This window comes from Schaalia turicensis, assembly GCF_019380255.1.
In the GTDB taxonomy this organism is placed as follows: domain Bacteria; phylum Actinomycetota; class Actinomycetes; order Actinomycetales; family Actinomycetaceae; genus Pauljensenia; species Pauljensenia turicensis_A.
Window position 1 is genome coordinate 1,436,139 of the sequence record NZ_CP048928.1, and the last position, 12,104, is coordinate 1,448,242.

19 protein-coding genes are annotated in these 12,104 nt (G+C 58.5%); 1 reads left to right on the forward strand and 18 read right to left on the reverse strand.

Annotated features, from left to right (window positions below; genetic code table 11):
- Positions 1 to 86: 86 nt before the first annotated feature.
- The 8 genes from G5S47_RS06315 to infA all read right to left on the reverse strand — a co-directional run bounded on the left by G5S47_RS06315 (position 87) and on the right by infA (position 5,253).
- Complete coding sequence (locus G5S47_RS06315) at positions 87 to 1,169, reverse strand: tRNA pseudouridine synthase A (protein ID WP_257878427.1); 1,083 nt, start codon at positions 1,167 to 1,169, stop codon at positions 87 to 89.
- The gene (locus tag G5S47_RS06320; RefSeq protein ID WP_006681470.1) at positions 1,157 to 1,906 is read right to left on the reverse strand and encodes an ROK family protein; all 750 of its coding nucleotides are present in this window, start codon (positions 1,904 to 1,906) and stop codon (positions 1,157 to 1,159) included. The genes G5S47_RS06315 and G5S47_RS06320 overlap by 13 nt, the downstream gene beginning before the upstream one ends.
- Before the next feature lie 294 nt (positions 1,907 to 2,200).
- Complete coding sequence (gene rplQ / locus G5S47_RS06325; protein ID WP_006681471.1) at positions 2,201 to 2,689, reverse strand: 50S ribosomal protein L17; 489 nt, start codon at positions 2,687 to 2,689, stop codon at positions 2,201 to 2,203.
- Between the two features lie 43 nt (positions 2,690 to 2,732).
- Positions 2,733 to 3,731, reverse strand: a complete 999-nt coding sequence (locus G5S47_RS06330) for a DNA-directed RNA polymerase subunit alpha (RefSeq protein ID WP_006681472.1) — start codon at positions 3,729 to 3,731, stop codon at positions 2,733 to 2,735.
- Between the two features lie 146 nt (positions 3,732 to 3,877).
- Positions 3,878 to 4,288 (reverse strand): 30S ribosomal protein S11, encoded by a 411-nt coding sequence (gene rpsK, locus G5S47_RS06335; protein WP_006681473.1) that lies wholly within the window; start codon positions 4,286 to 4,288, stop codon positions 3,878 to 3,880.
- 69 nt (positions 4,289 to 4,357) lie between these two features.
- Entirely contained in the window at positions 4,358 to 4,732 is a 375-nt protein-coding gene (gene rpsM, locus G5S47_RS06340) for a 30S ribosomal protein S13 (RefSeq protein WP_006681474.1), read from the reverse strand.
- 146 nt (positions 4,733 to 4,878) lie between these two features.
- On the reverse strand, positions 4,879 to 4,992 hold the full coding sequence (gene rpmJ, locus G5S47_RS06345; RefSeq protein WP_003790577.1) for a 50S ribosomal protein L36: 114 nt from the start codon (positions 4,990 to 4,992) through the stop codon (positions 4,879 to 4,881).
- Positions 4,993 to 5,031: 39 nt separating this feature from the next.
- Positions 5,032 to 5,253 carry a translation initiation factor IF-1 gene (infA, locus tag G5S47_RS06350; protein WP_040318576.1) on the reverse strand — a complete coding sequence of 74 codons (222 nt, stop codon included), beginning with the start codon at positions 5,251 to 5,253 and terminating at the stop codon, positions 5,032 to 5,034.
- Between the two features lie 532 nt (positions 5,254 to 5,785).
- Here infA and G5S47_RS06355 point away from each other — a divergent pair.
- Positions 5,786 to 6,004: a hypothetical protein gene (locus G5S47_RS06355; RefSeq protein WP_219585415.1), complete on the forward strand. Its 219-nt coding sequence runs from the start codon at positions 5,786 to 5,788 to the stop codon at positions 6,002 to 6,004.
- Positions 6,005 to 6,185: 181 nt separating this feature from the next.
- Here G5S47_RS06355 and G5S47_RS06360 read toward each other — a convergent pair whose 3' ends face one another.
- The 10 genes from G5S47_RS06360 to G5S47_RS06405 all read right to left on the reverse strand — a co-directional run bounded on the left by G5S47_RS06360 (position 6,186) and on the right by G5S47_RS06405 (position 12,101).
- A complete protein-coding gene (locus tag G5S47_RS06360) occupies positions 6,186 to 7,094 on the reverse strand; it encodes a type I methionyl aminopeptidase (protein WP_103631686.1) in 909 nt (302 codons plus the stop codon).
- 5 nt (positions 7,095 to 7,099) lie between these two features.
- Positions 7,100 to 7,678, reverse strand: a complete 579-nt coding sequence (locus G5S47_RS06365; protein WP_006681478.1) for an adenylate kinase — start codon at positions 7,676 to 7,678, stop codon at positions 7,100 to 7,102.
- Positions 7,675 to 8,967: a preprotein translocase subunit SecY gene (gene secY, locus G5S47_RS06370; protein WP_006681479.1), complete on the reverse strand. Its 1,293-nt coding sequence runs from the start codon at positions 8,965 to 8,967 to the stop codon at positions 7,675 to 7,677. The genes G5S47_RS06365 and secY overlap by 4 nt, the downstream gene beginning before the upstream one ends.
- A gap of 185 nt (positions 8,968 to 9,152) precedes the next feature.
- Entirely contained in the window at positions 9,153 to 9,629 is a 477-nt protein-coding gene (gene rplO / locus G5S47_RS06375) for a 50S ribosomal protein L15 (RefSeq protein ID WP_006681480.1), read from the reverse strand.
- A gap of 2 nt (positions 9,630 to 9,631) precedes the next feature.
- Entirely contained in the window at positions 9,632 to 9,817 is a 186-nt protein-coding gene (gene rpmD, locus G5S47_RS06380) for a 50S ribosomal protein L30 (protein WP_179369897.1), read from the reverse strand.
- Positions 9,814 to 10,506, reverse strand: coding sequence for a 30S ribosomal protein S5 (rpsE, locus tag G5S47_RS06385; protein ID WP_006681482.1), 693 nt, complete (start codon positions 10,504 to 10,506; stop codon positions 9,814 to 9,816). Before rpsE ends, rpmD begins: the two co-directional genes overlap by 4 nt.
- Positions 10,507 to 10,534: 28 nt before the next feature.
- Entirely contained in the window at positions 10,535 to 10,906 is a 372-nt protein-coding gene (rplR, locus tag G5S47_RS06390) for a 50S ribosomal protein L18 (protein WP_006681483.1), read from the reverse strand.
- Complete coding sequence (gene rplF, locus G5S47_RS06395; protein ID WP_006681484.1) at positions 10,906 to 11,442, reverse strand: 50S ribosomal protein L6; 537 nt, start codon at positions 11,440 to 11,442, stop codon at positions 10,906 to 10,908. Before rplF ends, rplR begins: the two co-directional genes overlap by 1 nt.
- A gap of 15 nt (positions 11,443 to 11,457) precedes the next feature.
- Positions 11,458 to 11,856, reverse strand: coding sequence for a 30S ribosomal protein S8 (gene rpsH / locus G5S47_RS06400; protein WP_006681485.1), 399 nt, complete (start codon positions 11,854 to 11,856; stop codon positions 11,458 to 11,460).
- 59 nt (positions 11,857 to 11,915) lie between these two features.
- Positions 11,916 to 12,101: a type Z 30S ribosomal protein S14 gene (locus G5S47_RS06405; RefSeq protein ID WP_006681486.1), complete on the reverse strand. Its 186-nt coding sequence runs from the start codon at positions 12,099 to 12,101 to the stop codon at positions 11,916 to 11,918.
- Positions 12,102 to 12,104 lie beyond the last annotated feature (3 nt).

Genomic DNA, 12,104 nt, shown 5'->3' on the forward strand with positions numbered 1-12,104 from the left:
GAAGAAAACCGTTCCGGTGATGATCCCGGCCCCGTGAATTGGTGAACAAGCACGCACGAACGCTGGCGCACCAAGGCAGACTGGGCCTAACTCCCGTCGCCACAACACGAATCGCGACGCGACCGCGCTTGTTGAGCGCGCGAGGCCCACTGATCCGGCGCCGGATAGTCCACGCCCTCCAAAGTCAGTCCGTGCGCAGGAGCAATCGGCGCCGCGCTTGTTCGAGAGCAGGCTTGAAGCAGCTCATACGGCCAGTCGACGCTCCGGCGCCCCAGACCCACTTCAACAAGCGCGCCTACAAGCGAACGCACCATCGAGTGGCAGAACGCATCAGCGTCGACAAAACACTCAACAAGCGCGGACTCTGACGCGCCCTGTTGGGGAGTAAGCGCGGTCGAACGGTGAACAAGCGCCCCCGAATGGTGAACAAGCGCTGTCGAAGACGGCTTGAATTCCAGGCGCGTCAGCGTGCGAATCGTTGTGGCTCCTTCGCGTGGCCGGCAGTACGACAGAAAATCATGCTCGCCAAGCAATGGGGCTGCTGCCCGATTCATCAAGTCAACATCTAGAGGTTGTTCAAGACTCAGAACATCAAAACGGCGGAGCGGATCGACTGCCCCGCTCATCAGCCGGTAGCAGTAATGACGTCCTAGAGCAGAAAAACGCGCATCAAAATCCGACGAAACAACATGCGCCTCGCGGATCACAACATCGGCCGTACCTTTGGGCGCATTCAGGGCTCGATCGCGCATCCACTGCCCATACGCGCGCGCAATCACACCGTTCAATCGGCGAACAAGCGCGTTCGCACAGGCCTCCGCAGTCGCTTCCGCCCCTCGAGGCGCGAGCTTTTCCCACCGCGCTTGTTCAACGTCGAAGTGGACCACTTGATGGCGCGCGTGCACTCCGGCATCCGTTCGCCCAGCGACCGTCAGCACAGTTGGGCACCGAAGTACGAGGCCTAAGCCAGCTTCAATTTCACCTTGCACGGTTCGTTGGCCTGGCTGGGAAGCCCACCCGTGGAAATTCGTCCCGTCGTAGCTGAGGTCAAGACGGATGCGAAGAGTGTGAGGCGCTTGAACAAGCGCAGCGGATTCTTCAACAAGCGCGACAGGTTCGTGAACAAGCGCGGTAAAAGCTAAGGGGTCGGAGTTGCTCATAGAGACCACGCGCGCACTCCCCCGATGATGCCTGCATCATTGGGCACGATGATGACATCGTCACCTAGGCGGGCGCGATGTCCGCTTGTAATCAGCTTCGAGTTGCCGCCTCCAAGGTAGAGACGGTCCCACATGTACATGGGACGAAGTCCATCGATGACGCGACGGACGCGACGCGACCAGTGTGCATCGCCAAGTCGTAGCCGTTCGTGTTCCCCGATGTAATCGTCGTAGGTCAGGCCCCAACGGACGAAGCCCTGCGACACTTCAACGTGAGGTGCCAGCACTCCGGAATCAAAGACTGCATTTCCGAGGCCCGTCCCCAGGGTGATGATCATTTCGAGCCCCGTACCGGTAATGACACCGGCTCCAGCAACCTCGGCGTCATTCAAAACCTTCGTGGGCAAGCCAAGCGCCCTTTCGATGCCTCCTCTCATGTCGAAATGGTCCCAACGTTCAACAAGTTCGGGAACCACTTTGGAGCGAGGGCCGGAGCGCGTGATGTAGTGCGGGGTAGCCACAACCACTCCGTGTCGGATCATTCCAGGCATTCCCATAGTCACACGGTCAGCTTGAGGGAGCTTGTTCGCCAGATCCTGCGCAACTTCGATCAAGAGCTCCGGCGGTAGCGGGTACGGCGTAGGCGTGCGAATCGCCGGTGCGATCATCGTGCCTCGTTCGTCAACGACGGAGCCTTTAATTCCGCCACCACCGCAGTCAATTGCGAGCGTCATGGGTTCAGACATGCCACCAACTCTAACGATCCACCGCGCTTGTTCACCGATTTAGTCCGAATTGTCGTCGATTCCCACCGCGCTTGTTCACCGCCATGGGCCCGCCTGCATATGCCCGATAGTCGGCCTGAGCATGAACAAGCGTGGTCACAAAACACCCCAAACGTGAACAAGCAGAGCCACAAAAACACGCCACGCCTGAACAAGCGCGGTGGACGCAAACAAAAAGGTGGGGCCGGAAACGCATCAGCGTCTCCGACCCCACCTCAAAAGTGAGAGTCAATCACGGGCAAGCCCGCGACCTAGTCACTCAGCTTCAGATGCCTCAACCTCGGTCTCTTCAGACTTGGGGGCTTCCTCAACCTTTTCAGCAGGCTTTTCAGCTGCCTTGGCGGCAGTGTCTTCAGCCTTCTTCACAACAGCCTTCTTCTCGAGCTTCTCGAGAACGATTTCGATGCGCATGAGAGGAGCGTTGTCACCCTTACGGTTACCAACGCGGATGAGGCGGGTGTAGCCACCCTGACGCTCAGAATCGATGGCCGGCGCAATCTCGTCGAAGAGCACGTAGAGTGCTTCCTTCGAGGTGATCTTCTTAGCAACCGTGCGACGAGCGTGCATGTCGCCACGCTTTGCCTTGGTCACGAGCTTCTCGAAGTAAGGCTGCAGAAGCTTAGCCTTGGCTTCGGTGGTCGTGAGTGCGCGGTGTTCGATGAGCTGAGTCGCGAGGTTCGACAGGATCAGCTTCTGGTGTGCCGGGCTTCCGCCCAGACGAGCACCCTTCTTGGGGGTGGGCATTGTGTCTCCTACGGATTAGGTGCGTCCATCGGACGCATAAGGGTCAGATGGACTGTTCGTCGCTGAACTGGACCGAACCAGACTCAGAGGCACCCGGGATCGGCATAACCGAATCCTTGAGTGTCATGCCGAGAGTGGCCAGAGATTCCTTGATCTCTTCGATCGACTTGGTGCCGAAGTTACGAATATCAAGAAGATCAGCCTCGGAGTGAGCGACAAGCTCGCCCACGGTGAGGATCCCACGACGACGCAGCGCGTTGTAAGAACGAGACTGCAGGTTCAGGCTTTCGATCGGCAGAGCAAGGTCTGCTGCGAGGGTTTCGTCGGTGGTCGACGGACCCACTTCGATGCCTTCTGCTTCCTCGTTCAGTTCGCGCATGAGGCCGAACAGTTCAACAAGGGTCTTACCAGCCGATGCAAGAGCATCACGCGGGGTGATCGCCGACTTGGTCTCCACGTCGATGACGAGGCGATCAAAGTCGGTACGCTGCTCAACACGAGTTGCCTCGACCTTGTAGGTGACCTTGACAACCGGCGAGTAGATCGAATCGATCGGAATCCGCGAGATTTCAGCCTGAGGATCCTTGTTCTGCGCCGCGGAAACGTAACCGCGTCCACGCTCAACGGTCAGTTCGATCTCGAGCTTGCCCTTGTCATTGAGGGTGGCAAGGTGAAGATCCGGATTGTGGATCTCAACGCCTGCCGGCGGGGTGATGTCGCCAGCGAGGACGACACCGGGGCCGGCCTTACGCAGGTACATCACGACGGGTTCATCCATCTCAGAGGAGAGGACGATCTGCTTGATGTTGAGGATGATCTCTGCGACATCCTCCTTCACACCTTCGATAGTGCGGAATTCGTGGGCAACGCCATCGATACGGATGGACGTAACCGCCGCACCCGGGATCGAAGAGAGCAGGGTACGACGCAGGGAATTACCCAGCGTGTAACCGAAGCCCGGTTCGAGGGGTTCGAGTGTGAAGCGTGAACGGTGTTCGCTGACTTTTTCCTCGGTGAGGATTGGTCGCTCTGCAATGAGCACGTCTTGGTCCTTTCTTCCCGGCGCCCGCCATATGACGCCGGACAGTGGATCCCACATGAGTGGGACGGAGGGTGTGAGCACGACCGAATGGTGTACTCAGACGTGGGGATGCGATGCCGGACGGCAAAGCATCCCGGTGCGACGAATCAGACGCGACGACGCTTCGGGGGGCGAGCGCCGTTGTGTGCCTGAGGGGTAACGTCCTGGATCGAGCCGACCTCGAGGCCAGCGGCCTGGAGGGAACGGATCGCGGTTTCACGGCCGGAGCCGGGCCCCTTAACGAAGACGTCGACCTTCTTCATGCCGTGTTCCTGGGCGCGACGCGCGGCCGCCTCTGCTGCAAGCTGCGCAGCGAAGGGGGTGGACTTACGCGAACCCTTGAAGCCGACCTGGCCAGACGAGGCCCAGGCGATAACGGCACCAGTGGTGTCGGTCAGGGAAACGATGGTGTTGTTAAACGTCGACTTGATGTACGCGTGACCGTGGGTGACGTTCTTGTTGAGCTTGCGGCGCGGCTTACGAGCAGCACCGGAGCGCGAAGTTTTTGCAGCTGCCATTGTGTTTAACAGTTCCTTCTTCAGTCGTATGAAGAACTATCCGCCGTAAAGGCTGGAAGTCCTTAGGCCTTACTTGGCCTTCTTCTTGCCTGCAACGGTGCGCTTCGGGCCCTTGCGGGTGCGAGCGTTGGTCTTGGTGCGCTGACCATGGACCGGCAGGCCACGACGGTGGCGAAGACCCTGGTAAGAGCCAATTTCGATCTTGCGGCGAATGTCAGCCTGAACTTCGCGGCGAAGGTCGCCCTCAACCTTGAAGTTCGATTCGATGTATTCACGGAGCTTGACGAGATCTTCCTCGGTGGCGTCCTTCACGCGGACGTCCGGGCTGACACCCGTTGCTTCGAGGGTCTCGGCCGCGCGGGTGCGACCGACTCCGTAAATGTAGGTAAGTGCAATCTCCAGTCGCTTTTCGCGGGGGAGGTCGACACCGGCAATACGTGCCATGTTGTTGGTGCTCCAGTAGTTCTTCGGAGGTCGTCATCACATCTTCCGGATGAGCTATCCGGCCTCGGCCTCCGAACCGAGGGTCGCGTATTCGCGCTTGATGTGATCCTGTGGGCTGTTGTGCCCGGGTCAGCTACGTGAGGATTTCAGCCCTGACGTTGCTTGTGCCTGGGGTTGTCGCAGATGACCATGACATTGCCGTGGCGACGAATCACCTTGCACTTGTCACAAATCTTCTTGACACTCGGCTTGACCTTCATGGTTATTCCTCCACCGTCCGTAGACGGTCGTGTCGGGGTTTACTTGTAGCGGTAGACGATACGGCCTCGGGAGAGGTCGTAGGGGCTCAGTTCGACGAGAACTCGATCCTCGGGGAGGATTCGAATGTAGTGCTGTCGCATCTTTCCTGCAATGTGGCCGAGCACAACGTGCCCATTGGCCAGTTCCACACGGAACATCGCGTTCGGCAGGGCCTCAACGACCGTGCCTTCCATTTCGATGACGCCGTCTTTCTTTGCCATATCCTCCGTCTGTCCTCTACGTTCTTCGGATGAGTCATGGCCCAAGGGCCACGGGGCGCATGCAACACGTACGACACAGCCGACATGCGACACGCCCGAAGATCTAGAGTACAGCAAAAGCACATCCCTCTGGTAGTTGACTGCCCTGTCGACTGCCTCACCTTCGGCCGGATTCATCGACAAGGAGGGAAGCGCTGGCCAAGTTCATCGACGAGGACTCGAGCGCGGGCCGAGTTCATTGACGAGGACGAGAGCACGAGCCGAGTTCATCGACAAGGAGGGAGCGGTGCAGCGGACGAGACAAAAGGCTTAGTCCTTTTCTCCCCTACTGTGATGCCTTGCCGTTTCAATGACACCTGGAAGCTACGACACCTGGGAGCTGCACAGAGCATCACCATCCCCGCATCCCACACAGCATCTTCTGTAACGAAAGTGGCCCCTCCGTCTTGAAAACATGGAGATACTGGGATCACCTGCCTCAAATCAACAAAGGAGTTGTCATGACGCACAGACTCAGACGCGCGGTGGCGTCATGTTCATAAACGGCAGAGCATCAACCGGTAGCGCTGCCTGGTGGAACGTCGGCTTCGCCCTCTGTCTCGTAGGCGTCGCGTTGACTGCACCGCGCTGGAACTGGATCTTCTGGGTGGGCGCCCTCGTCTACATCGTCCGCGCCTTGGTCATCGTCGCGAAGAGCCACAGCTCCTCGAAGAAATCGGGACATTCCACGGACGAGCACTCCCCCCGCTAACGGATCGGTCGGCCTGGGCTCAGTCGATCACCGATAGCCCAACCTGATACTCCGGCAGGAGAATCGCAGAGTCGCGGGGCACGGACAAAGATAAGTATCCGCGTCGCTGTGCGCATTGTCGCACCACGCTTACGGCGCTGACTTCGCCTCGAGGAGCAGAGCCAGCGTTGCGACATCTGTGTCAGAGCTCGATCGGTTCGACCCCGAAAGGCGCGAGCCCGGCCTTTCCATAGTCGGGGGCGGTGAGCACGCTGATGCCGTCGTCGAGGATCGCGACCGTGTGCTCCCAATGGGCGGCGTCCGAACCATCGACGGTACGGACAGTCCATTCGTCAGACTCAGTGAGGGTCTCGATCGAACCCGACGTCAGCATCGGCTCAACCGCAAGGACCATACCGGGCTTCACGCGCGGGAAGATTCCACGAGCGTCATAGTTCAGGACCTCGGGATCCTGGTGCATCGCGGTGCCGATACCATGGCCTGTATATTCCTCGATGATGCCGGCTTCCCAACCGAACTCGTCGTCATACTTGGCAACAACTTCTTCGACGGCGCGACCGACGCTGGAAATGCGACGCCCCTTTTCGAGGGAAGCGAGAGCTGCCCACAGAGACTCGCGCGTCACAACGTCCAGTTCACGGCGACGCTCCATCGTGGCCTCGTCAACTCCCTGAGGGTGAGCACCCGAGCCACGCTTTCCTGCCATGAAGGACTCGTCGTCCACCCACTCGTCACCAACGATGATGGAGAACGCCGCGTCACCATGCCACTGCTTGCCACCGTGAGACACCCACGCACCGCAGTCGAAGGAGACGATGTCCCCATCCTTCAGCTTCTGCTTGCCGGGAATACCGTGGACGACCACATCATTTACGGAGATGCAGACCGTGGCTGGGTAGCCGTAGTAATTGAGGAAGTTCGAGGTCCCTCCCCCGCGCCTAATCGCGTCGGCAGACACTTCATCCAGTTCAGCCGTAGTCACACCAGCGCGCACCGCTTGGCGCAGGCTCGCGTGAATGTCAGCAACAATCAAGCCAGCTTCACGCATCCAGCGGATCTGGTCTCGAGTCTTCAACTCAATACGCTGCATAACGGTCAGTTCTTCGCGACAGAATTGAGGACAGTGAAAATACGCTCGGTCACTTCGTCGATCGAACCCGAACCATCAACAACCTGAAGCAAATCATGGTCGGCGTAGTACGCCGCAACCGGTTCTGTCTGCTGGTGATAGACCTCAAGGCGGTGACGCATGACAGGCTCAGTATCATCGGTGCGATGCTGTTCCTCGGCACGCTTCATCATGCGGGTCACAACTTCGTCCTCATCAACCTGGATTTCAAGAACCAGGTCAAGCTTGATGCCGACCTCTTCGCACATGTCGGCAAGCACATGAGCCTGCTCCACGTTGCGCGGGTAGCCGTCAAGAAGAAAACCGTTCGCAGTGTCCGGAGCAGACAGACGCGCCTTCACCATCGCATTGGTCACCGAGTCAGGAACGAACTCACCACGGTCGATGAATGCCTTGGCCTGCAGGCCAATCTCAGTGCCTTCAGACATATTCGCACGGAAAATCTCTCCGGTAGAAATAGCCGGAATACTCAGCTTTTCCGCGATGCGAGTAGCTTGCGTCCCCTTGCCTGCTCCGGGCGGACCCAGAAGAACCATGGCGGTCATTGTAAGAATCCTTCGTAGTGATGCTGCTGAAGCTGAGTATTAATCTCCTTCACGGTCTGCAGACCGACGCCCACAATAATCAGAAGCGTCGTGCCCCCGAACGGCATCTGCGACTGCGAAATCTTCAGGGGGATAATAAGGAGTGACGGCAACAGGGCAACGATCACAAGGTAGAGTGCGCCGGCACTCGTAATGCGGTTGATGACGTAGGACAGGAACTCAGCGGTCGGACGACCTGCGCGAATACCCGGAATGAAGCCACCGTAGCGCTTCATGTTGTCAGCAACCTCTTCGGGGTTGAATGTAATCACCGTGTAGAAGAAGGCGAAGAAGAGAATCAGGAGTGCATAAATCGTGAGGTAGACCCACGATCCCTGATGTAAGTTCGCCGAAATCCACTGAACCCAACCGTCGGTCTGGGTACCAAACTGAGCAATCATCAACGGCAACGCAAGAATCGACGAGGCGAAAATAACCGGGATAACGCCAGACATATTGATTTTCAGCGGGATGTACGTCGTCGTGCCACCGTACTGGCGACGACCGATCATGCGCTTCGCGTACTGAACTGGAATGCGACGCTGAGCCTGCTCAATGAACACCACGGCGAGCGTAACGGCGAAGAGGAGCAGAAGGATCGCGATCACGGCACCCCACTTGCCAGACTGACCGATGGCCAGCATCTGGGAGGGAAGACGGGCAATGATCGAAGTAAAGATAAGGAGCGACATGCCGTTGCCGATGCCACGCTCGGTGATCAATTCGCCGAGCCACATGACCACGCCGGTACCCGCCATCATGATGATGATCATGATAAGGAACATCCACCAAGAGTCATCTGCCAAAACGTTCGCGGAACAACCGGAGAACATACGTCCGGTGCGAGCCAATGTCAGTGTTGTCGTGGCCTGTAGAACGCCCAGGAAGATCGTCAGGTAACGCGTGTACTGCGTCAGCTTGGCTTGACCGGTTTGTCCTTCCTTATGGAGGTCATCGAAACGCGGAATGACAACACGCAAAAGCTGAATGATGATCGACGCTGTGATGTACGGCATGATGCCGAGTGCGAAGATCGATAGCTGGAGCAACGCGCCACCGGAGAACAGGTTCACGAGGTCAAGAAGATTCGCTTCTTCCTGCTGAGCCAGACATTGTTGGATCGCGGTCGAGTCAACGCCGGGGGTCGGAATGTATGAACCCAGGCGGAACATCGCCATGATAAACAGCGTAAACAGCAGCTTACGACGAAGGTCAGGGGTGCGGAACGCCTGTGCAAATGCACTAAGCAAGGCTTCCTCCTACGGGTAATGGGAATGCTGGAGCATGTGCCCTAGCGACCGTGTCAGACTACCGGAAAAATGGCTCCGTGTAGACATCGGCCTTGGGTTCAAAGGTTCTGCGAGGAACCGTCTATCAGTTTAAAACACTAAAAGGGGGTGATCCGGATTGATGCCGGACCACCCCCAATCAGCTGTCAGCGTGCGGAAATGGTTCCGCCAGCTGCGGTGATCTTCTCCTGAGCAGAAGCTGACCAGGAGTCAACTTCGATCTCAAGCTTGACGGTGAGCTCACCGGTGCCGAGCACCTTAACCGGAGCGCCGTCACGAACCGCGTGCTTTGCGACAAGATCCTCGACCGTCACCTTGCCACCCTTGGGGAACAGTTCCTCAAGCTTGGCAACGTTGACGACCTGGTACTCAACGCGGAAGGGGTTCTTGAAGCCACGGAGCTTGGGCAGACGCATGTGAATCGGCATCTGGCCACCTTCGAAGCCTGCAGCCACCTGGTAGCGAGCCTTCGTACCCTTGGTACCGCGACCAGCCGTCTTGCCCTTGGAGCCTTCACCACGACCAACGCGGGTCTTGGCGGTCTTGGCGCCGGGGGCTGGACGGAGGTGGTGCAGCTTAACGATCTGCACCTTTTCGCCTGTTGTGGACTTGGAGTCCGCCATGGTCAGTCGACCTCCTCAACGGTCACCAGGTGACGAACCGTGTGAACTGCACCGAGAACGGTCTCGGTGTTCTCACGGACGACGCTCTGGCCGATCTTACGCAACCCGAGGGTGCGCAGAGTGTCCTTCATGTTCTGCTTGGCGCCGATCGACGACTTGGTCTGCGTGATCTTGATGTTCGCCATCACTCATTCACCCCCGCGGAAGCCTTTTCTGCCTCAGCCTTTTCAGCCTTGGCCCGCTTCTCAGCTTCACCCTCTGCGCGTGCGCGGAGCATCGAAGCCGGAGCAACGCGCTCCAGCGGAAGACCGCGACGTGCTGCAACAGCTTCAGGCTGTTCCAGTTGCTTGAGGGCATCAACAGTCGCGTGAACAATGTTGATTGCGTTGTCAGAGCCGAGCGACTTGGTGAGCACGTCGTGCACGCCAGCTGCCTCGAGCACTGCACGAACCGGACCGCCGGCGATAACGCCGGTGCCCGGTGCTGCCGGGCGCAGAAGCACGGTGCCGGCGGCATCGTGACCCTGAACCAGGTGCGTGATAGTGCGACGGATCATCGGAACGCGAATGAAATTCTTCTTCGCTTCCTCAACGCCCTTGGAAATGGCCTGGGGAACTTCCTTGGCCTTTCCGTAGCCAACACCGACGGTGCCTTCGCCATCGCCCACGACAACCAGAGCGGTGAAGGAGAAACGACGTCCACCCTTCACAACCTTGGAAACGCGGTTGATGGTCACAACACGTTCGATGTATTCATTCTTTTCGTTGCCACGACGTGTATCGCGGTCGCCACGACCATTACGGCGGTCGCGACGCTCGCCGTCGCCCGAACGCTCAGAGCCTTCCTGACCGTTCCTGCCTCGCTGCGGTGCAGCCATCAGATGATCTCTCTTTCCTTCGATCCGGTCACAGCTCGAGGCCACCCTGACGGGCAGCTTCGGCGACGGCCGCAACGCGGCCGAAATACTTGTTGCCACCACGGTCGAAAACGACGGCGGTGATGCCGGCCGCCTTCGCACGCTCTGCAACGAGAGCGCCAACCTTGGTTGCCTTTTCGGTCTTCGTGCCAGTCATGGTTTCGACGCCGGACTCGAAGTCGGAAGCAGAAACCAGGGTGTGACCGACGGTGTCGTCGATAACCTGAGCAACGATGTGACGATTCGAGCGGGTGACGACCAGGCGCGGACGCGCCGGGGTACCGTTGATCTTCTTGCGAAGGCGAATGTGACGACGCTTGCGAGCGACGAACTTGCCCTTGCCCTTGACCGTGTACGCCATCACTTACCAGCCTTTCCGACCTTGCGACGGATCGTTTCGCCCACGTAGTGGATGCCCTTGCCCTTGTAGGGTTCAGGCTTCTTCAGCTTGCGGATGCGAGCTGCGGTTTCGCCAACGAGTTGCTTGTCGATGCCGTGGACCGTGAACTTGGTCTGCGACTCAACGGTGAACTCGATGCCTTCCGGAGCTTCGACCGGAACGGTGTGCGAGAAGCCGAGAGAGAACTCGAGGTTCTTGCCCTTGGCGACCACGCGGTAACCGGTACCGGTGATTTCGAGTTCCTTCTTGTAGCCCTCGGTCACGCCAACGATCATGTTCGCAATAAGGGTGCGAGTCAGACCGTGGAGCGAACAGGAAAGGCGCTCATCGTCCGGACGGGAAACCAGAATCTGACCGTCTTCAATAGCCACCGTGATGGGGGCTGCGACGGTGTGTGAAAGTTCGCCCTTCTTGCCCTTCACCTTAACGTCTGCACCGTTAACGGTGACGTCGACGCCTGCGGGGATAGCAATGGGTTGCTTACCGATTCGCGACATTGTTCAGCCTCCTGTTCACCAGATGTAGGCGAGGACTTCCCCACCTACACCCTTGTCGGCTGCCTGACGGTCGGTGAGCAGACCGGAGGACGTGGACAGAATTGCCACGCCCAGGCCGCCGCGAACCTTAGGCAGGTTGGTGGACTTGGCGTACACGCGCAGACCCGGCTTGGAAACGCGCTGCAGACCCTGGAGAGCCGCTTCGCGGTGCGAACCGTACTTCAACGTGATGGTGAGGGTCTTGCCCACGCGGGCATCCTCAACCGAGGTCGAAGCAATGTAGCCCTCTTCGACCAGAATGTTTGCGATCGCGTTCTTCATCTTGGAGTACGGCATGGAAACCGTATCGTGATGCGCACGATTCGCGTTACGCAGACGCGTCAGCATGTCTGCAATGGGATCAGTCATTGTCATTGGGGAAATTCCCCTTCCTCGTCGTGGTTTCTCCTTTTGAGACCTACGACGTCAGTGTTTTACCAGCTGCTCTTGGTGACTCCGGGGAGTTCGCCAGCAAGGGCGAGCTCTCGGAGGCAAACGCGGCACAGGCCGAACTTGCGGTATACCGAGTGGGGGCGACCACAACGGTTGCAACGCGTGTATGCACGAACGCCGAACTTCGGCTTACGTGCGGCCTTGACCTTCAGGGATGTCTTCGCCATGGG

Excerpts from the sequence above, each read along its gene's own strand:
- rpsE (WP_006681482.1), bottom strand. The coding sequence starts at position 10,506 with ATGGCTGCACCGCAGCGAGGCAGGAACGGTCAGGAAGGCTCTGAGCGT.
- G5S47_RS06355 (WP_219585415.1), top strand. The coding sequence starts at position 5,786 with ATGTTCATAAACGGCAGAGCATCAACCGGTAGCGCTGCCTGGTGGAAC.
- infA (WP_040318576.1), bottom strand. The coding sequence starts at position 5,253 with ATGGCAAAGAAAGACGGCGTCATCGAAATGGAAGGCACGGTCGTTGAG.
- G5S47_RS06365 (WP_006681478.1), bottom strand. The coding sequence starts at position 7,678 with ATGACCGCCATGGTTCTTCTGGGTCCGCCCGGAGCAGGCAAGGGGACG.
- rplF (WP_006681484.1), bottom strand. The coding sequence starts at position 11,442 with ATGTCGCGAATCGGTAAGCAACCCATTGCTATCCCCGCAGGCGTCGAC.
- G5S47_RS06320 (WP_006681470.1), bottom strand. The coding sequence starts at position 1,906 with ATGTCTGAACCCATGACGCTCGCAATTGACTGCGGTGGTGGCGGAATT.
- rplR (WP_006681483.1), bottom strand. The coding sequence starts at position 10,906 with ATGGCGTACACGGTCAAGGGCAAGGGCAAGTTCGTCGCTCGCAAGCGT.
- G5S47_RS06405 (WP_006681486.1), bottom strand. The coding sequence starts at position 12,101 with ATGGCGAAGACATCCCTGAAGGTCAAGGCCGCACGTAAGCCGAAGTTC.
- rpsK (WP_006681473.1), bottom strand. The coding sequence starts at position 4,288 with ATGGCAGCTGCAAAAACTTCGCGCTCCGGTGCTGCTCGTAAGCCGCGC.
- rpsH (WP_006681485.1), bottom strand. The coding sequence starts at position 11,856 with ATGACAATGACTGATCCCATTGCAGACATGCTGACGCGTCTGCGTAAC.
- G5S47_RS06360 (WP_103631686.1), bottom strand. The coding sequence starts at position 7,094 with ATGCAGCGTATTGAGTTGAAGACTCGAGACCAGATCCGCTGGATGCGT.
- rpmJ (WP_003790577.1), bottom strand. The coding sequence starts at position 4,992 with ATGAAGGTCAAGCCGAGTGTCAAGAAGATTTGTGACAAGTGCAAGGTG.
- rplO (WP_006681480.1), bottom strand. The coding sequence starts at position 9,629 with ATGGCGGACTCCAAGTCCACAACAGGCGAAAAGGTGCAGATCGTTAAG.
- rpsM (WP_006681474.1), bottom strand. The coding sequence starts at position 4,732 with ATGGCACGTATTGCCGGTGTCGACCTCCCCCGCGAAAAGCGACTGGAG.
- rplQ (WP_006681471.1), bottom strand. The coding sequence starts at position 2,689 with ATGCCCACCCCCAAGAAGGGTGCTCGTCTGGGCGGAAGCCCGGCACAC.